Genomic DNA, 17758 nt, shown 5'->3' on the forward strand with positions numbered 1-17758 from the left:
TGGCCGGGCTTGGATGGACAACACTCGGTGCAAGCGAGTGCGCCGCCTGCTGTCAGATCATGCCATTCGCCCGGCCAGATATACTTTGGCCAACCCGACCGTGGCAATCTGGGGATAGTCCGCTTCTGGAATGTCGACGCCAAGCCGCCCATGCAGAGCGGTCACAAGCGTCAGCACATCCATCGAGTCGAGGCCCAGATCGTCTTGAATGTGATCATCGGGGCCGACTGTTTCCGGGTCTATATCCGGTGCGACATTGGTCAGTTCCTGAAGGAAAGCGGTGCGGATCTCATCGGGTGTCATAGGGCCTCCGGCGTAGAAAGAAGTGAGTCGAAAACGGAAAGAAAACGAGAGGCCTGTCGCCCATCATTCGCGCGGTGATCGGCGGAAATTGTCAGAGTCACCAGCTGGCGTGGCTCGACGCTTCCATCAATCACCCAAGGCCGCAGCCCCGGTGCCCCGATGCCGACAAGCGCAACCTGAGGCGGGAAGATGACGCCCGCCATGCTTTCAGCGCCGCTGTCGCCAAGACTGGACAGGGTTATCGTGCCCTCAGTCATTTCTGAACTGCGCAATCGCCCCGCACGGGCCCGCGTGACCAGATCGCGCATCGCTGCCATCAGGTCGACAAGGCCCATCTGCTCGGCGTCCATAATCGCCGGGGCCACCAGCCCGCCGCTGCGCAGGGCCACCGCAAGGCCGGGATTGATCTTATCCGAAGGTCTAAACCCTTCATCCGTGAAATGGCCATTCACGGTCTTGACCTTGGCAGCCGCCAGAACGGTCGCACGTAAAAACAAAGCGCCCAAAAGCACCCGTTCGGATGGCGGCTTGCCCTCGTTGAAGGAGGTCAGCCAATCCATTGCCGGTGTCACGTCGATGGTCTGGGACAGGTAAAAATGCGGGATCGTCTGCTTGGATCGGGTCATAGCCGCTGCAATCGCCCGGCGCATTTCGTCCTGCGGAGATCGTCTTGGCGGTGGAGCCTTCTGCGTCTCGACATCCGCAAGAACAATCGCTCCACCCGGCCCGGAGCCCGACAGTCCGGCCAGGTCCAGCCCCAGCTCCCTCGCCTTTATGCGCGCTGCGGGCGAGCTTGGGACAACCCCGGGTGCAGCTGCGATATGGGGTGCCACTGGCGGGGCGGGCATCACGGGTTGCGGGGCAGGTTTGGCGTCAACTGGCGGCTCTTTAGCAACCGGGGATGGCTGGACCGGGACAGGTCTTTCGGGAATGGTCTCTCCCTTGGCTTGAATCACAGCAAGCGGCGCACCGACGGGCAGGTCGGCCCCGATTTCCGCAAGAAGATCTTTGACTGTGCCTTCCTCGAAGCACTCGATTTCAATGGCCCCTTTTTGGGTTTCCACCACCGCCACGATATCACCACGCGTGACAGTATCGCCGGGGGAGACCAGCCATTCGATCAATTGGCCCGCCTCCATGTCTGCGCCGAGCGAGGGCATCGTGAACACACCCATCAGCCCCTCCCCATCACGGATTTCGCCATCGCCACGATCCCTGCGACCTGCGGAATGGCCGCGTCTTCCAGATGCTTGGGATAGGGGATTGGCACCTCTGCGGAACAGACCCGCCCCACAGGTGCATCCAGTGTCCAGAAGGTCTGCTCCATGATCCGGGCGGATATCTCCGCCGCGAGCGACCCGGTCCGCCATCCTTCGTCGACGACAACCGCACGTCGGGTACGGGCCACAGAGGCTATGATTGTCTGGTCATCCAGCGGACGCAGGCTGCGCAAATCAATGACTTCGGCACTGATCCCGTCCGTGGCTAGGGCCTCAGCCGCCTCCAGCGTTTTGAAAAGCGAACCCCCATAGGTGATCAGCGTCAGGTCATCGCCTTCGCGCCGAATGGCTGCGCGGGTGATGTCGACCGGCCCGGCATTGGTGTCGATCGCCTCTTCCCGGTTATAGAGCATCACGTTTTCAAAGATCAGCACCGGGTCGGGATCCTGCAAGGCCGTCCAGAGCATCCCGCGTGCGTCCTCAACCGTGGCGGGGGCCAGAACCTTGAGGCCGGGGATATGCGCATACCAGCCCTCCAGACTGTGGGAATGCTGCGCGGCCAGCTGCTTGCCGGCACCGGTCGCCATGCGGATCACAAGCGGCACGCCGAACTGTCCGCCCGACATGTGCCGGATGGTGGCTGCGGTGTTCATGATCTGATCAAGCGCCAGCAAAGAGAAGTTGACCGTCATCAATTCGACGATCGGGCGCATCCCGGCTGCGGCAGCGCCGATACCGGCACCGGTGAACCCGGATTCTGACAGAGGAGTGTCGCGGATCCGGTCTTCACCGAATTCATCCATAAGCCCCTTGGACACCGCATAGCAGCCGCCATAGGCCCCCACGTCCTCGCCCATCAGAAAGACGCGATCATCGCGGATCATCGCGTCGCGGATCGCCTGTTTGACCGCCTCGCGATAGGTCATTTGAATGGTTTTGCCAGAGGGCGCGGATGGCTCTAGCATCTCGGGCTGCGGTCCCAGAACGTGATGATCGAGGGTGTCCAGCGGCTCCAGACTGCCCGCCTCGGCGAAGGCCACGGATTGCGCGATCTCGGCGTCGGCTTCTTCTTCGATCCGAGTCACATCCTCGGGGTGGATCAGCTTGTTGTCCAGCAACCAGGTCTGGAACTGCACAATTGGCCCACGCTTGCGCCAGTCGGCGATTTCGTCCTTGGGGCGGTATAGCTGCGCATCGAACATGGAATGCGCCCGGAAGCGGTAGGTCCGGCATTCCAGAAAGACCGGCTTGCCGGTGTCCCGGATCGCCGCAATGGCCTTACGCGCTGCGGCCTCGACGGCGACGACATCCATCCCGTCGACAACCACGGACGTGACACCATAAGACGCGGCCTTCTTACTGATATCGGTTTCCGCTTCGGTGCGCGCCAGGGCGGAACCCATGGCATAACCGTTGTTTTCGCACACAAAAAGAACGGGAAGATCCCACAGGGCTGCAAGGTTCATGGTTTCGTGAAACTCGCCCTCGGCAACGGCGCCTTCACCAAAGAAGCAGGCCGTGACATTGGCCTCGCCCATCATCCTGTCGCGCAGCGCCAGCCCGCCCGCCAGGGGAAGGCCGCCGCCGACAATGGCGTTGCCGCCGTAGAAATTGCGTCGTGCGTTGAACAGATGCATGGACCCGCCGCGCCCGCGGGAACAGCCTTCGACCTTGCCATACATCTCGGCCATGATTTCCGACATCGGCATCCCCCGCAGCAGGGCGTGACCATGTTCGCGGTAGGTCGCGACCACCCGGTCCTCATCTTCCAGCAATGGAATGATCCCCGCTGCGATGGCCTCTTCCCCATCGTAGAGATGCAGGAAGCCGCGGATCTTTTGCTGCGTGTACATTTCGGCGCATTTATCTTCGAACTTGCGCACACGGATCATGTCAGACAGCAGTGACAGCACATGCTCGCGGTTCAGGCGGGGTTTGTCTGGGCTGGTCATGATTCATCTGACTCCAATGTGGAAATATCGCCTTCGGGCAGGCCAAGTTCGCGGGCCTTGAGCAGCCGTCTCATGATCTTGCCGGATCGCGTTTTGGGCAGCGTCTTGCGGAAGATCACCTCGCGCGGGGCGACGGCAGGCCCCAGCTTTTTGCGGGCATGGCCGCGCAATTCCCGTTCCAATTGCGCATCGGGGTCATAGCCGGGGTTGAGCGTGACATAGGCTTTCACGATTTCACCCGCCGTTTCATCGGGAATGCCGATCACGCCCGCTTCGGCAACAGCCGGATGTTCAATAAGGGCGCTTTCCACCTCAAAAGGTCCGATCAGGTGGCCCGAGGTTTTGATCAGGTCATCGGCCCGCCCCACAAACCAGAAATATCCGTCCGCATCACGCAGGGCGAGGTCACCCGACAGATACCATCCATCGACAAAGCATTTGTCGTAGCGGGCCTGCTCATGCAGATACGCCCGCATCATGGACGGCCAGCCGGGTCGCAAGGCCAGTTCCCCAACCTGCCCGCTGCCGAGTTCCGCCAGCCCCTGCTCTCCGCGTTCGACAATGCCCGCTTCAATCCCCGGCATCGGTTGCCCCATGGACCCCGGTCGTACTGTCATGCCGGGTCTGTTCGCGATCATGATGCCGCCGGTTTCGGTCTGCCACCAATTGTCATGGAACGGCTGACCGAAGACTTTCTCGCTCCAGATCACGGCCTCGGGGTTCAGGGGTTCGCCGACGCTTGCCAGAAACCTGATGGACGAAAAATCATAAGGTGCCGCGGCGTCTGCGCCGGACCGCATCATCATGCGGATGGCCGTGGGCGCAGAGTACCACACCTCAACCTTTTCGTTCTGAACCGTGGAATACCAGCGGTCGAGGTCGAATTCTGCCTCGTCCACGATCATCGTGACCCGGTTCACCAAAGGCGCGATTATGCCGTAGGACGTTCCCGTCACCCAACCGGGATCAGCCGTGCACCAATAGATCGTGCCAGGTGTCAGATCGAGCGCGTAGCGCCCCGAAAACGCGTGATAGACCACCGCGTTGTGGACATGAACCGCGCCCTTGGGTTTCCCGGTTGTCCCCGAGGTGAAATGGATCAGCGCAGGGTCTTCCGGACCGGTGCGCACGGTCTGGAATGACGGGCTGGCCGCAGCCATTGCCGGGCCAAGGGCAACGCAGCCCTCGGGCGCATCGTCGCCCAGGATCAGCACCAGTCTCAACGATGGGATCTGGTCTCGCCACCCGGCGATTTTGCGCTTGTAGAGCTCTGCAGTGGTGACAAGCACATTGGCGCTGCCGATCTCCATTCTGGTCTGGATGGGCTCGGGCCCGAATGCCGAGAATAGCGGAGTGAAGATCATCCCCGCCTTCAGCGTGCCAAGCGCCGTGACATAAAGCTCTGGCACGCGCCCCATCAGAGCAAAGACGCTGTCGCCCTTGGTCAGACCGTGCGCGGCAAGCACATTGGCCAATCGGCCAGAGGCATCTGCAAGGTCTGCATAGGTGAATGGCAGACGGGATCCGGTTTTGCCTAACCAGAGCATCGCGATATCTTCGCCATGCCCTTGCTCGACATGCCGGTCAATCGCCTCGTAGGCAATGTTGATCGACCCATCTGGCGCATCGATCATTGCACGTGCATCGGCCCATGCATCCGCTGGTGAAGTGCGGTCTTCAGAGTGGTGGTGTTCCTTGTCCATGGTCATCCTCCCGACTCCCAGCTTGGTACGATGTGCTGCCAGGGGGAAATGACATGGGTCAATTGTTGCAAACCGCGACAACTGGACCCAATCTTTCTTATTCATGAAATTTCGTTCAGGGGCAGGCGCGCAACCACAGAACCATGTCGGGCGGGTCCGTCATCGGCGATTACATGGTGCCCTTTGCATGATGCTGAGACCCGATCAGCGGCAGGACCGCTTTGCCATTGCCGATGAAATGCACCATATTGCGCGGGTTGCGAATGGAGCAGGAAGAGCGGCCACTTCATTGACGGGGCACGCTCTGGCCGATCACTTTGACAAAGCCTGCAACTCGCCATGCCGGACCTTAAGGACATCCGTTCAAAGACACCCAGATCACCTATGCACACCATCCCAGAAGAGAACGACCATATGCGAGCGGTCATCGGACAACTGAACCTTGCCACATCTTAGCACCGGAGGAGCATAAAGTGGCCTTTGTCGGAATGGGTCGTCTGATCGAAGGCGCTTTGGTCTTGGTGCTGCTGTTCCTGATGACCAGCTGCGCACCGCGAGAGGGTTTGGGTGTGCTTGATGGCGACGCTCCCTCGACGCAGGGCGATTTGTGGCGTGTGGGCGAAGCAACACTCTACCTTGCTGCCGAAGGCCCCGACCAAGATAACGCACAGTTCGTCATACCCGATCTTGGGGCACATCGTGTCGAGATCCATCTCGAAGCAGTCTCGCGTCGGTCGATACCCTTTTCCATTCGTTGCGAAGGTCGTGCCGGAGTCCGCCACATTGAGACGCCAAATCGGCGCCTGGAGCCAGGAACGGAACGGGACTTCACCCTACCCCCGCGTGGGCAAGGGTCTGCACTATTAGACTGGCGTCCCGAAAGCGGTGCGTGCCGCATTGCTTGGGGCGATGACCATAGCATTGTCATGCGTCCAGAGAGCGTGGCCCTGCCGCATTTATCTGACCTTTCGCAAGCAGCGCTGAATTGCAGGGTCGATCCGGCGTTGCAGCTTGACCCGCTTCAACAGGTGTTCCTTGACCAGGGCGCGTTGCTGCAAACCTGCCCGGTCGATCCCGGTCGTGTCCGGTTGCTTGGTGATGCAACTGATGGGCTGGCCGCGCGGGTCGAGGCCTTGACCGGCAGCACAGTGTCCCGGCAGGCCCTGAACGCTGGCAATCCCGATCTTCCCCTCGATTTCTCTAATGCCCCGCAGCTTGATCTGATCCAGATTTCATATCTGCATATTCGCGCCGACTTCGTTGGCTACCTGACGGCGCGCATGTTGGCGCATCACGCTCAGCGAGGCACGCAGGTGCGTATCCTTGTCACCAGCTTGCTGATGTTGGAGGAAGACCGCGTTTTCTACGATTCACTCGCAGCGCGTTATCCCAACATCCAGATCCAGTACTATCAGTGGCGCAACAGGGGCATCGACCGACCCGTCGATATAATCAATCAACTGCACCGGGTTCAGCACACGCGTGCGTTTCTTGCATTATCGAGACAACCGGGACGGTCACGCTACATCTTTGGCGGGCGCAACCTTCATGACGGATTCTTCTTTTCGGACCCATTCGATCTGGAGGATTGGCCATATCTTCACACCTATGACGAAGGCGGCTTTCAGGATCTGGGCTTCTTTTCCGTCTACGAAGATGTCGAAGTAGAACTGCGCGATGATCAGGCCGTGCGTAACATTGCGGCACATCATCTGGCGCTGTGGAACCGGGACATCGAAACCCAACAAGTCGGCCCATATAACACCGGATACACTGACCAACGTCGCGGGATGCGGCACTATCTTTCGCTGCCATGGGCAGATGGGCGCGATCAGGTCCGGTGGTTTGTGGATGCTATTGATGCAGCGGCAGACGAGGTGTTGATCGTCACCCCGTATCTCAACCCGCCACCGCAGATCCAAGAGGCTTTGATGCGCGCACAGGCGCGCGGCGTCAGGGTTCGTATGGTGGCTCGGCTTGAATCGACGGATCCCGCAGGATTCATCATCACCGCCCTGAACCGCAGGTATGCCGCGCTATATTCCGACCTCTTCGAGATCGAGGAATATTTCCCTCGTCCCCGAATGATGCATACCAAAATGATGGTTATCGACGGGCGGCTTGCTGTCACGACCAGCACCAATCTCGACCACCGTGCGTTCTGGCACGATACAGAGAACGGGCTTGTTTTCCTGGACACACCACAGGTCGATGCGCTGTTGGAGATCGTTGAACAGTACCGTCAAACGGCCCGCCGGTTGACGCCGGATGAACCGGAACATCCGCTTGGCAACATTCTCTACAACTGGGCCTGGTTGCGGTCTGTGTTCTGATCGGATGTGCCAAGGACGGTTTTGTTCAGCAAAGCCTTACGCCTTGGCGGGATCTTTGGCGCTTTCCTTTGGGTGCAAGATTTATTGATTTCAGAGCGGTGGACCACTTCAACGGGACAGGCTTACTAGCCCACTCCGCAGCAGTGTGGCACTGACGTCCCCCTCCCGGTGAAATTAGGTGTCTGATCCTTCAGGTTGATGGTCTGCCCCCCCGCACGAGAACGCCGGAGATTTCAATGGAACTCCTCGCCATCTCTGTCTCGGGCGCGAATCTAAGACAGGAGGGAATAATCCGGACGCCTGGTGCGTTATTCCGTCACAGACCATTTGTAGCAGCCAAGGGAGGGTAGGCTATGTCACCAAAAGACCACGACGGGAATGAGTTCAACCAGGACACGGACTGGCACTCTGAAGATCAGCTGGACGCAACGCCAGAGGAAGAACCCTCGAAGACGCGGCGGCGTTTTCTTCAGGGTGCTGGCCTGACGGTCTTCGGGCTGGCGGTGCCATTTCACAATAACTTGCCTGCGGGTTTCATTCCCGCTGCCTACGCGCAGGGTATGGAACTGGACGGTAAGGACGGGCTGACCCTGCTCAATGACCGTCCGGTCAATGCCGAGACACCGCCAGAACTTCTTGATGACGCGATCACGCCGACGGCGCGGCACTTCATCCGCAACAACGGACTACTGCCCGAAGATACCAGCGCAGAAGGCTGGACGCTGACAGTTGACGGGTTCGTCGACAATCCGCTCGAACTCACCATTGCCGATCTTCAGAACGATTTCGAAGTCGTCACGATGGCGCTGGCCATCGAATGTGGCGGGAACGGCAGGGCGTTCTTCGATCCGCCGGCCAGTGGCAACCAATGGACCTATGGCGCGGTCGCCTGTTCGGAGTGGACCGGGGTGCGCCTGCGCGATGTGCTGGACAGGGCTGGCGTACAGTCAAACGTGGTCTACACAGCCCATTACGGCGCTGACCCGCACCTTTCCGGCAACCCCGACCTGACCCCGATCTCTCGTGGGGTGCCAATCGAGAAAGCGATGACGGACAACGTGCTGATCGCCTTTGGCATGAACGGCGCGGACCTGCACCCGATGAACGGGGCGCCGCTGCGGCTTGTGGTGCCGGGCTGGCCCGGATCGTGCTCTCACAAGTGGCTGACGCGGATCCAGCTGCGTGATCAGGTCCATGACGGCCCCAAGATGACCGGCAGTTCCTATCGTGTTCCGGCCTACCCGGTTGCACCGGGCACAGAGGTCCCGGACGAGGACTACGTGATCATCGAACGCATGCCAGTGAAGTCGCTGGTGACCCACCCCGCCAACGGCGCGCAATCGGGAATGGAAACCGAAGTGCGTGGCCATGCATGGTCGGGTGATCGCGTGATAGATCGGGTCGATATCTCGATCGACTTCGGCGCCACCTGGCAGCAGGCCGAGCTTGATGCCCCGGTCAACGACGGTGCCTGGCAGAATTGGCGTACCAATGTCAGCTTCCCGGTCGGCGGCTACTATGAGGTATGGGCACGGGCCACAGACAGCGCGGGCGAAATGCAGCCCTTCGCGATCAACTGGAACCCGAAGGGCTATCTGAACAACACGATGCACCGCGTCGGATTGATGGTCAGCTAACCCAGCCCGATTGAGCAGAGGCGGCCCCGAACCTCCCCGGGGCCGCCATACTTGTAAGAAGACCCTCTACAGGAGACATGAATGCGCAATCTCGTGTGCCACGGCGTGGCGCTTGCACTTGGCATGACGCTTGCCGGACCCGGACTGGCCCAATCCATCACCGACCGGCTTGCTGAAGCCAGCCCCGACGCAGGGGAACGCCTGTATCGGCAATGCCAATCCTGCCACACCATTGATAGCGGAGGGCCAAACCGCGCAGGGCCAAATCTGTTTGGAATCGTAGGGCATGCCGTGGCGACATGGGACGGCTTCCGGTATTCCTCTGTCCTGACAGAGCTTGGCGGGGACTGGACGGTTGAGCGGCTCGACGCCTTCCTTGAGAACCCGCGCGAATTTGCGCCCGGCACGCGGATGTCATTCCGTGGCCTTTCCGACCCCGAAGACAGGGCCGCCGTGATCGCCTATCTCAACAGCCAAAGCGATGCCCCTCTCGATTTCGGGGGCAGCGAGGCGAGCGAGGACAGCGAAGCCGGAGACGACAGCGCCCTTGACGGAGACTTTGGGCTTATGTTCGTGGCCGAAGGTGTCGACGTGACGTACTACGCCTGCACGTCCTGCCACTCCGAAATGATCGTCGTGCAGCAAGGCAAGACCCGCGACGGTTGGGATCATCTATTGGACTGGATGGTCGCAGAGCAGGGCATGATGGAACTCGAAACAGCTGATCGGGAGATCATCCTCGACTATCTGGCCGAGCACTACAACACGGACCGCCCGAACTTCCCGCAGCGCTAAGCCGTCTGACAGGGAACGGCCGAGGTCGTGGCATCCTGCAGGGCAAGGACGGTCGTGTCGTCCGGCCCTGCGGGTGTCGACCAGCTTTCCAAGAGCACCCGGATCGCCTCGAACTTGTTCAGGTCCATCCCCTCGGCCACCATGGAGAAGTGCTCTCCGAGTGCTGACCAGCTATGGACCATCAGGCTCAGCGTCTCGTGCGGAAGCACCGGAGCCTCCGCGTGGATGCCAACAGTCAACCGACACCCATTGCGACCCGCATAGTGAACATAGATGTCCCGTCCCCCTGGCGAGGCGATGTCAACGAGGCGCAGATTGGCCGCGGTCAAATCTGGTGCTCCGGTCGTCACCATCGAAACCGGCAGCGGTACTGTGCCAAGCTCGGCGGGATAATCCCGGAGCAAGAAGGCCTGATGCTGTGACAATGGGGTTTGAACTGGGTCTGCGGAGAACCAAATCGCAGAGGAACCAATCAGGACCGCGCACGCGATACATGCCGCCAGTAAAGCCGCTTTGACGCCGGCCCGCCGCCCTTGGGGGGAATCCGGTTTCAGCTCTGGCCGCATGGCACCGAGACGGTCCGAGACATAGGATATCTCATCCAAAGCCTTTGCCAACTCTGGCTCAGTCTTCAGTCGCGCGCGCAATGCGCGCTGTTGCCCCTGGCCAAGCTCCCCATCGTGAAGCGCGCTGAGCAATTCATAATCCTGATCTGAAACACTCACTTTGTTTTACCACCACGCAAAGGTCCCTTGTCTCGGAACTCGCCTACTTCTTCTGCCAATGCGCGACGCGCCCGGCTCAACCTGCTCATGACGGTTCCAACCGCCACATCCATCACTTCGGCAGCTTCCGCGTATTTCAGACCGATCACATCCACAAGAAGAAGAACCTCTTTTTTGTCACTGGGCAGACGCTCGAACGCAAGACGAACCAAGACGTCCCGATCTTGGTTCTGTCCGCTTCCTTCAGTTAAAGAACGTGCTTCCCGCGCCGCATATTCCCTGCGAACCCGATATTTTCTCAGCTCATCGAGGTGGAGATTGCGAATGATCTTGAACATCCAGGGCCTAAGATCCCTGGAACGCTTCGGCCTGTTGGGTGCCCTGAGTGCACGTTCCAACGCATCCTGAACCAAGTCCTCTGCGAACTGCTTCTCAGCAACGAGAGACATGGCGTAAGCCCTGTACTCAGGGATCAGGCGTGTCAGCTTGGCTTCCTCGGTCATGAAGCCATTGTCCGAAGAATTTCCGACACGTCAAAAGAAATCCTCGATTGGGGATCCAAGTCCAGGGAGCAATCTGGATTTCGAGAGTATCCTATCGGGAACCTAGTTCTGGTTCGTGGGAGTGCGTCCGTTCGGGGCACAGAATGTCAGGAGGAACCTGACATAGACCGCCCATTCCCCCTCTGACCGCAGATGTCTTGCTACGGGGTCTCAATCAAAGAAAGCGGCGTGCCCTCATGCGTGGCCGGCTGCAAGATATGCACATTGGCGACGTTCAGTCCCGGTTTGGCGCTGTGATCTTTTACGGCGCTTCTCAGCAGCGTCTCAGCCCTCTTGCTACCCCCTCGCGCTGAAACTGACGACGGGGCCGCGTTGATGTTGTGGTGTGTTGCGATACCAAGAAAATGCACGACGAGTTCTAGAACAATCTCATCACGGTCTAATGCCAATACTTCCATTCTGCCTCCGGGGTTAAAACGTCCCTCCGATTCGTTCTTGTATCGTCCAGAAATGGGGCTGCATTTTGTCGGATTGGCGAACTTCGTCAGTCGATGATGCCGTTACAGGGTCATTTTTTCTGTGGCCCTCGGGACACTTAAGTTCTGATGACCGGCGATGTTTGCCAACCGTTCCCGGCCGGCGAGCTAACCCCCCGCAATGCAACGAAAAACGCGCCCACGTACTATACTTGGGCGCATATCTGTTAAAATGTCATATATATCGTGGCGCCCACTAGGCCGCTTGCTAAGGGTATCTTTGATCCGCGTCACTTATTTTAGCGCTTTGATAGGTTATTCCCAAGGTTGCCATTTCGGAAACATTGGAGGCCATTCGATCTCACTGTAGAAAAAATTTATTGCGATAAAATCAACTCGGGTTAACATGATTAAAAAAAAGAGGTCGAGCAGTCAGTCACTCTTAGCTGCAATACGGGGTCCATCTCCCATGCCGTCACTCGGTCACCTAGAGGCGTCCGCGCCATTGAGTCTTGCTTTGTCCAAATCGGCGGATACGCCGGCTCGGACCAATTGGAGTGCCTATGCGACAGCTTATGATTTGCTGTCCGAGCACAATCCCGCTTACCAAGCGCTACTAAGCGAATTCGAAGGCTTTCTGAAGACTATCGAAGCTCCGGCCCTGATCTACGACATCGGTGGCGGCACCGGGAACTATACAGAGATCGCGGCCCGCATCTGCCCCGAGAGCGAAATCAAGCTGGTCGAACCTGATGTCGGTATGCTTGGCGTTGCAAAGGCTAAGCTGTCAGCCCGGGACAATGTAGAATACGATTCAAGCACGCTTGAAGATTTTGACGCGCCGGGCACTGCGGATCTCATTGTGTGTGTCCACGCGCTTTACGCAATGCCTTCGCAAGGGAAGCGGCTGAAGGATCTGCGCCGCTTGCTTCGCCCTGGCGGCTTGCTCTACCTCGTCGATCTCGGCCGCTACATGAACGTAGCGGACTGGCGTAGCTACCTGTTCGCGCACTTGAAAAAAGAACATGGGCTACTCGGTGCATTGCGCATCTTCTGGCAGGGCCGGGAAATCGCGAAACAGAACAAAAGCATTCTCGAGGCGCAGAAGAAGGGCGTCTACTGGACGCATACCGAAGCAGAAATCGCATCGGCCGTGACCGAAGCTGGCTTCGACATCATCAAGCAAGACTCCGTTTACCGTGACTACAGCGATTTGCTCGTATGTCGCGCGGTGCCCTAGCCAGGTATTGGCGGAAGGAACGAAAATGAACGAGCAGGTTATCGAGGCACTCAAGCTCTATCGCTACAAGGTCCTGACAGACAGCCGGGACCTGGAAGAGCTCTATCGTCTCCGCTATAAATGCTATCGCGCCGAGCGGTCGATTGCGTCCAACGAGCGCAAGATCATGACCGATGCGTTCGATGAGAGCCCGAACTGTGTCCATGTCGCAGTGACATTGGACGAGCAGATCCAAGCCGCGGTGCGCCTGCATTTGGTGTCCAGGCTCTGCCTGATATCACCAACCGTGGAGGTATTTCCCGAGATCCTGGAACAGACCGCGCTCACACAGACGATCCTCGATCCAACCCGCTTTGTTATTGATCCTTCAGCTCGCGCGCAGCGTGTCCCGCTGCATTTTCTTGCCCTGCGCATCCCGTTTCTCGCGACGATGTTTTATGACATCGACCTCGCTCTTGCCCCGGTACGCGCGGAACATAGTGCGTTTTATCGGCGCTATCTTGGCTATGAATCCACGATGGAGCCACGGCAATATCCGGGGCTGAAGAAGCCGATCCACCTTTTGACGGCCAAGGTGAAGGAACAGCGGCAGGCGGTTCTCGCCCGGACACCGGTTTTCGGTCCGGTCGAAGGCATACCGCATTCCAACATTCTCTTCCCGTCCCTATCCGATGTCTATGTCGCATCGAAGGGAAGCCAATCCGAAGCCGCTTAACGGGCGCAAGCCCCCCCGGCCACGAAAAGCCCCTTTGGGCGGTCTCTGGAGCGATTCAACGCCTCTGCGGGGGCAGCTAATCCCGTGCCCCGTAAAACTTGCCTCAAATTTACCCATAATCAGCCGCGTCTTGCCTGAGGAATGTCTGAATTCCCGTGTACGCCCGTGTGGAGAAAGACCGAAAAACAGCGGCAGAGGCAATCATGAGAGTCCAAGGTGCGATATGGGAGACCCGGAGCGACTGGTTCAACTCTGTCGGTCGTGAGCAGCGCATCAAGGAATACATAACTCTGGCCAACCAGTTGATTTGGCAGCGGCAAGCGAGTTTTTTCGCCGCGGCCATTCTCGCGGCCGTCTATTTCAACCCGATCTCGACCTTCGCATTTTACATAGTCGTCGCTCTGACGGAGTTGCTGGATCAAAGCCTTGGGCGACATTCGAAGGCTTGGGATGGCAAAGACCCAGTGGTCGGTCGGCATATCCTCAAGCGCATCGCACTGAACACGACCGTCAGCGCACTGGCGATCAGCGTCTTCATCGTCAACATCGCGGTTCAGCAGGAATCAGGCGGCCACTTCACGCCACTGTTCTTCCTGTTCTCGGCTTCACTTTTCGCGGTGATGTACAACAGCCAGATGGTCGGCATCCTTATGTTGCGCCTGTCGATCTATTCTGTTGCGTTTCTAAGCATCGCGTTTCTGGACGTCCTCAGGTTTTCACCGCCGCTCAACTCCGACATTTGGCTGGAGTTCTTCACAATCATTTTTGTGCTTTACTTCATCATCGATATCTCGGCGAAATTTTATGTCCGCTACCAGGAGCGGCTCGATCAGATGAAACTGATCAAAGAAGAGAACAAACGCACCAAGGCCGCCCTCGAGGTCAAAAGGCAATTCCTGGCCACGGTGAGCCACGAGCTGCGCACGCCGCTGACGTCGATCATGGGATCGCTCGATCTTGTTAACCACGGTGCGCTCGGCGAAGTGCCGGAAAAGCTGAAGCCGGTCATTGGCATCGCAGCCAAGAACGGAAGAAGGCTCGCCGATCTGATCGACGATCTGCTTGATCTGCAAAAGATCGAAGCCGGCGAGATGGAGTTCCACTTCGAGCCGATCAACGTGAACGACCTGATAAACGAGGCAGTGGAGTCGATCGCCGGATATGCCGACAAGCTCCACATCCGAGTGACGACCGTCCCCTGTCTGCGTGACTACCTGATCAAGGGTGATCGAACCCGACTGATGCAGGTGATGAATAACCTGCTGTCAAACGCTTTGAAGTTCTCTGAAGAAGGTGGTGTGGTGGAGGTGCGCGCAGAAAACCTTGGCGCACGGGTTCGCATCTCGGTCCATGACGAAGGGGTGGGTATTCCGAAAGACGCCAAAGAGCGCGTGTTCGGCAAGTTCACCCAGGTTGATTCCTCCGATGTGCGCAAGGTCGGTGGCACCGGGCTTGGCCTCAATATTTCAAAGCAGATCATTCAGCGCCACGACGCCACAATTGATTACGTCAGCGAACTGGGTGTTGGCTCAACCTTCTTTATTGAATTCGACCGCCTAAGAGATTCTGAGGACGAGAGCCCAGATATCGCACCGGTCGCGGAGGTTGCGTGAGACTCTGTATTTGATTGGGTATGAGAAATGGTGCTTTTCTAAACAACCAAAGATGCGAACGGATTAATGAATCGCTCGTCGAATTTTCCCTTGGGAATCTATCATTGCCATACAAATATAATTTTAAATAAAGATATCACACATAAAAATTTATTACCAAAGGATCGCACAGAAAGATGGCCGAAGACGCCCGCCCCGAGGCCTGGGGAGCTGCCCTCAGTAGCAGAAACCGCCCCCATCGGGGGCTTTCTTCACCCCATCCAGTCAAACCCACACATGGCCTCTTCCCCCCTGTGATCGCTGCAAAAACCATGCACCGACGGATGATCCCTGACGAGAATCACTTGGCCCTAACAGGACCGCGCTGCTTATTGTGAGGCATTAAATTAATCATTGAAGTTTTTCCGAAGATGTGAATTATGCACCATGAAAATGAGCCCCACGTGCGTGGAAACAATCCCCCCCTTCCCGCACGCATTTTGCACAGATCTGAATTTTTGCGGCAAAATCGTGTTCCGATGTTGTCAATTAATTGATTTGTTGTGATGATTTCATGGCATTACTGAATATCGCTTGCTTTAATCAACATTTCCGTTAACTTTTAATAAAGTCTCGGGCGAATGTTGAGGGAACCGATGTCGAGCGAAATGAGAATCCTTGTTGCCGATGATGATGGTGCAATTCTCGAGCTATTGAGCATTGCACTTGAGGTCCTTGGCTTTGACTCTGTGACCCTTGCCCGCGATGGTGCCGAGGCGCTGGACATCGTTCGGTCGTCCAAGGCCGAGTTCGACTGCTTCCTTCTCGACATTCAGATGCCAAGAATGGACGGGATCGAGCTTTGTGCGTCCATCCGTGCCCGGCCCGAATACAGATCTACCCCAATTGTCATGCTGACCGCGATGTCGGACCGCAAGTACATTGAACGATCCCTCGCTGCCGGGGCCACGGACTATGTGACGAAGCCCTTCGAGATCATGGATCTCAAGGCCCGCCTCAATTCCGCGACACAAGCCTACAAGCTTGCGCAAGAAGGGCGTGCGATGACCGAGCGGCTTCATGCATTGGCTGATGACCTTGTCCATCGGAACGGGGTGGAATTGGGAGACACGTTCGATATCGAGGACGTGCCAGGATACCTGAACTTCGATAAGTTCAAGGGGCTGGTAAAAGACTTCGGCGAGTGCGGTATGCGACACGCAGAGTTTGTCGTTTTGCAGATCAGCGATGTTGCGTCGATCTACAACGCCTGCGGCCCCGCCGGGTACTTCAATTTCATTTGTGATATTTCCGACGCGATCTCGGAAGTGGTCACACAGGACGGCTTCCTTTTCTCGTATGTCGGTAACGGTGCCTTCGTCGTCTTTGATCCACGCTCGCGTCAGGGCATCGACATGTCCGATATCGGCGCGGACGTTGAAGCAACCGCGGCCACCTTGGGGCTGGTGTTCTCTAACGGATCTCCGATCCCGATCAGGCTCCAGCAAAGTGACGCCTTTGGCTTCAAAGATATGTCCATGCGCAGCCGAGAGGACCTGACCCGGCTTTCGACGGTGCATTCTGCCAATTCAGGCGCAGATCCGTTTGTCGTGCAGGCGGTGTAGCGGATCACTCTGCTCGTCTCAAATATCGTCCAAGTGATCCTGGGCAGGTGAAATCACCAATTTCTAGCTGCTGAAAGAGCCGAGTGCCGCGCGGCAGGATCAAGGCTGGTGCACGGATATCATCTGCCTGCCGGTGCTGCTTGTGGCCAGGCATCTGATCGCCACTCTGGACGGGCACGTTTGCAACGCAGACTTTTCCGTACAGAACAGCGACTGGATGCACCCCACCTGATCGGACCATCCCGCTTTGTTCAATCGGCTGGCCCTCGATCTCCCCTTTTCCCGCCTTCGACATCCCGGGCCATCAAGAAGCGCTTTGTGCAGAACGATGTGTCTTGGCATAGCGCCAGAACTTGATGTCCGCTTGGAGCCCCTTTCCTGCAACAAAGCCGTCCTGGCCCTATCGCCTCACAACCAGACCTTTGCGGCTAAAAGCGTGACATGGTCTAGTATGCAAAGACAGCCGAAGCCCAACCCTCTATTCATGGACAGTGGGTGGGTAACATCGCGTTGAAACCTATTTGCTTGGATGAGCAGCCTTTGGGGATGAATCCTAATGTCTCAGGTGTCTTATTGGTATCCACTGAATGACTGGCACCCCGACACTGGCGGGCCGAGTTCGACCGATGTGTCGGACGCTGCTCAGCTTTATGAGACTTTGGGGGTGACGAACCTTGTCATAGGGATCGATGGCCGCAGGCTGAGCGTTGAGTGGGACTATCTTGACAACTTCGACTCGGCGACCTTCCGACAAGATCTTGAGCAGACCCTGGACGAGCTTTTCGCAAGCGGGTTCACGGGTTCAATCGAAATCATGCCGATCAACGGACTCGAGAACTGGAAAACCTCAGAGCACGAACGTGCTGTCTGACGTCAGCGCCTATGGGACAGATTTGAGGTTTTCGTAACGGAGGTTTTCTGGTTCATCGCAGCCAATAT

At 57.8% G+C, this 17758-nt stretch carries 15 protein-coding genes; 8 read left to right on the plus strand and 7 right to left on the minus strand.

Features of this window, described 5'->3' with window-relative positions; genetic code table 11:
• Nucleotides 1-57 precede the first annotated feature (57 nt).
• From ACROHD_RS17295 to acsA, 4 genes are read right to left on the minus strand one after another with little or no spacing between them, the layout of a single operon-like run.
• Nucleotides 58-303 (minus strand): acyl carrier protein, encoded by a 246-nt coding sequence (locus ACROHD_RS17295; RefSeq protein ID WP_432679637.1) that lies wholly within the window; start codon nucleotides 301-303, stop codon nucleotides 58-60.
• Nucleotides 300-1478, minus strand: a complete 1179-nt coding sequence (locus ACROHD_RS17300; protein ID WP_432679639.1) for a dihydrolipoamide acetyltransferase family protein — start codon at nucleotides 1476-1478, stop codon at nucleotides 300-302. Before ACROHD_RS17300 ends, ACROHD_RS17295 begins: the two co-directional genes overlap by 4 nt.
• Entirely contained in the window at nucleotides 1478-3475 is a 1998-nt protein-coding gene (gene pdhA / locus ACROHD_RS17305; protein ID WP_432679640.1) for a pyruvate dehydrogenase (acetyl-transferring) E1 component subunit alpha, read from the minus strand. Before pdhA ends, ACROHD_RS17300 begins: the two co-directional genes overlap by 1 nt.
• A complete protein-coding gene (gene acsA, locus ACROHD_RS17310) occupies nucleotides 3472-5184 on the minus strand; it encodes an acetate--CoA ligase (RefSeq protein WP_432679642.1) in 1713 nt (570 codons plus the stop codon). The genes pdhA and acsA overlap by 4 nt, the downstream gene beginning before the upstream one ends.
• A 467-nt stretch (nucleotides 5185-5651) precedes the next feature.
• Between acsA and ACROHD_RS17315 the strand changes: the two genes are divergently transcribed.
• The 3 genes from ACROHD_RS17315 to ACROHD_RS17325 all read left to right on the plus strand — a co-directional run bounded on the left by ACROHD_RS17315 (nucleotide 5652) and on the right by ACROHD_RS17325 (nucleotide 9943).
• Nucleotides 5652-7511: a phospholipase D-like domain-containing protein gene (locus ACROHD_RS17315; RefSeq protein WP_432679644.1), complete on the plus strand. Its 1860-nt coding sequence runs from the start codon at nucleotides 5652-5654 to the stop codon at nucleotides 7509-7511.
• A gap of 353 nt (nucleotides 7512-7864) precedes the next feature.
• A complete protein-coding gene (locus ACROHD_RS17320; RefSeq protein WP_432679645.1) occupies nucleotides 7865-9148 on the plus strand; it encodes a sulfite oxidase in 1284 nt (427 codons plus the stop codon).
• Nucleotides 9149-9229: 81 nt separating this feature from the next.
• A complete protein-coding gene (locus ACROHD_RS17325; RefSeq protein ID WP_432679647.1) occupies nucleotides 9230-9943 on the plus strand; it encodes a c-type cytochrome in 714 nt (237 codons plus the stop codon).
• Here the strand turns inward: ACROHD_RS17325 and ACROHD_RS17330 are convergent.
• The 3 genes from ACROHD_RS17330 to ACROHD_RS17340 all read right to left on the minus strand — a co-directional run bounded on the left by ACROHD_RS17330 (nucleotide 9940) and on the right by ACROHD_RS17340 (nucleotide 11629).
• Nucleotides 9940-10347, minus strand: a complete 408-nt coding sequence (locus ACROHD_RS17330; RefSeq protein ID WP_432679649.1) for a hypothetical protein — start codon at nucleotides 10345-10347, stop codon at nucleotides 9940-9942. The two genes, ACROHD_RS17325 and ACROHD_RS17330, sit on opposite strands and share 4 nt — an antisense overlap.
• 317 nt (nucleotides 10348-10664) lie before the next feature.
• Complete coding sequence (locus ACROHD_RS17335) at nucleotides 10665-11171, minus strand: RNA polymerase sigma factor (RefSeq protein ID WP_432679651.1); 507 nt, start codon at nucleotides 11169-11171, stop codon at nucleotides 10665-10667.
• 200 nt (nucleotides 11172-11371) lie between these two features.
• On the minus strand, nucleotides 11372-11629 hold the full coding sequence (locus tag ACROHD_RS17340; RefSeq protein WP_432679652.1) for a hypothetical protein: 258 nt from the start codon (nucleotides 11627-11629) through the stop codon (nucleotides 11372-11374).
• A gap of 523 nt (nucleotides 11630-12152) precedes the next feature.
• Between ACROHD_RS17340 and ACROHD_RS17345 the strand changes: the two genes are divergently transcribed.
• The 5 genes from ACROHD_RS17345 (at nucleotide 12153) to ACROHD_RS17365 (ending at nucleotide 17690) form a co-directional block, all read left to right on the plus strand.
• Nucleotides 12153-12887, plus strand: a complete 735-nt coding sequence (locus ACROHD_RS17345) for a class I SAM-dependent methyltransferase (protein ID WP_432679653.1) — start codon at nucleotides 12153-12155, stop codon at nucleotides 12885-12887.
• Between the two features lie 25 nt (nucleotides 12888-12912).
• A complete protein-coding gene (locus tag ACROHD_RS17350) occupies nucleotides 12913-13602 on the plus strand; it encodes an N-acyl amino acid synthase FeeM domain-containing protein (RefSeq protein WP_432679654.1) in 690 nt (229 codons plus the stop codon).
• Between the two features lie 203 nt (nucleotides 13603-13805).
• The gene (locus ACROHD_RS17355; RefSeq protein ID WP_432679656.1) at nucleotides 13806-15215 is read left to right on the plus strand and encodes a sensor histidine kinase; all 1410 of its coding nucleotides are present in this window, start codon (nucleotides 13806-13808) and stop codon (nucleotides 15213-15215) included.
• A gap of 647 nt (nucleotides 15216-15862) precedes the next feature.
• Entirely contained in the window at nucleotides 15863-16819 is a 957-nt protein-coding gene (locus ACROHD_RS17360; RefSeq protein WP_432679657.1) for a response regulator, read from the plus strand.
• A 556-nt stretch (nucleotides 16820-17375) separates the two neighbouring features.
• Complete coding sequence (locus ACROHD_RS17365; RefSeq protein ID WP_432679658.1) at nucleotides 17376-17690, plus strand: hypothetical protein; 315 nt, start codon at nucleotides 17376-17378, stop codon at nucleotides 17688-17690.
• The last annotated feature ends 68 nt before the right edge of the window (nucleotides 17691-17758 follow it).

The sequence above is a fragment of the Nioella aestuarii genome, from assembly GCF_050896395.1.
GTDB lineage: Bacteria > Pseudomonadota > Alphaproteobacteria > Rhodobacterales > Rhodobacteraceae > Nioella > Nioella aestuarii.

Coding starts and splice junctions, on each gene's coding strand:
- ACROHD_RS17320 (WP_432679645.1), top strand. CDS start 7,865: ATGTCACCAAAAGACCACGACGGGAATGAGTTCAACCAGGACACGGAC.
- ACROHD_RS17300 (WP_432679639.1), bottom strand. CDS start 1,478: ATGGGTGTGTTCACGATGCCCTCGCTCGGCGCAGACATGGAGGCGGGC.
- pdhA (WP_432679640.1), bottom strand. CDS start 3,475: ATGACCAGCCCAGACAAACCCCGCCTGAACCGCGAGCATGTGCTGTCA.
- ACROHD_RS17360 (WP_432679657.1), top strand. CDS start 15,863: ATGAGAATCCTTGTTGCCGATGATGATGGTGCAATTCTCGAGCTATTG.
- ACROHD_RS17340 (WP_432679652.1), bottom strand. CDS start 11,629: ATGGAAGTATTGGCATTAGACCGTGATGAGATTGTTCTAGAACTCGTC.
- ACROHD_RS17335 (WP_432679651.1), bottom strand. CDS start 11,171: ATGACCGAGGAAGCCAAGCTGACACGCCTGATCCCTGAGTACAGGGCT.
- ACROHD_RS17325 (WP_432679647.1), top strand. CDS start 9,230: ATGCGCAATCTCGTGTGCCACGGCGTGGCGCTTGCACTTGGCATGACG.
- ACROHD_RS17295 (WP_432679637.1), bottom strand. CDS start 303: ATGACACCCGATGAGATCCGCACCGCTTTCCTTCAGGAACTGACCAAT.
- ACROHD_RS17365 (WP_432679658.1), top strand. CDS start 17,376: ATGTCTCAGGTGTCTTATTGGTATCCACTGAATGACTGGCACCCCGAC.
- ACROHD_RS17355 (WP_432679656.1), top strand. CDS start 13,806: ATGAGAGTCCAAGGTGCGATATGGGAGACCCGGAGCGACTGGTTCAAC.
- acsA (WP_432679642.1), bottom strand. CDS start 5,184: ATGACCATGGACAAGGAACACCACCACTCTGAAGACCGCACTTCACCA.
- ACROHD_RS17350 (WP_432679654.1), top strand. CDS start 12,913: ATGAACGAGCAGGTTATCGAGGCACTCAAGCTCTATCGCTACAAGGTC.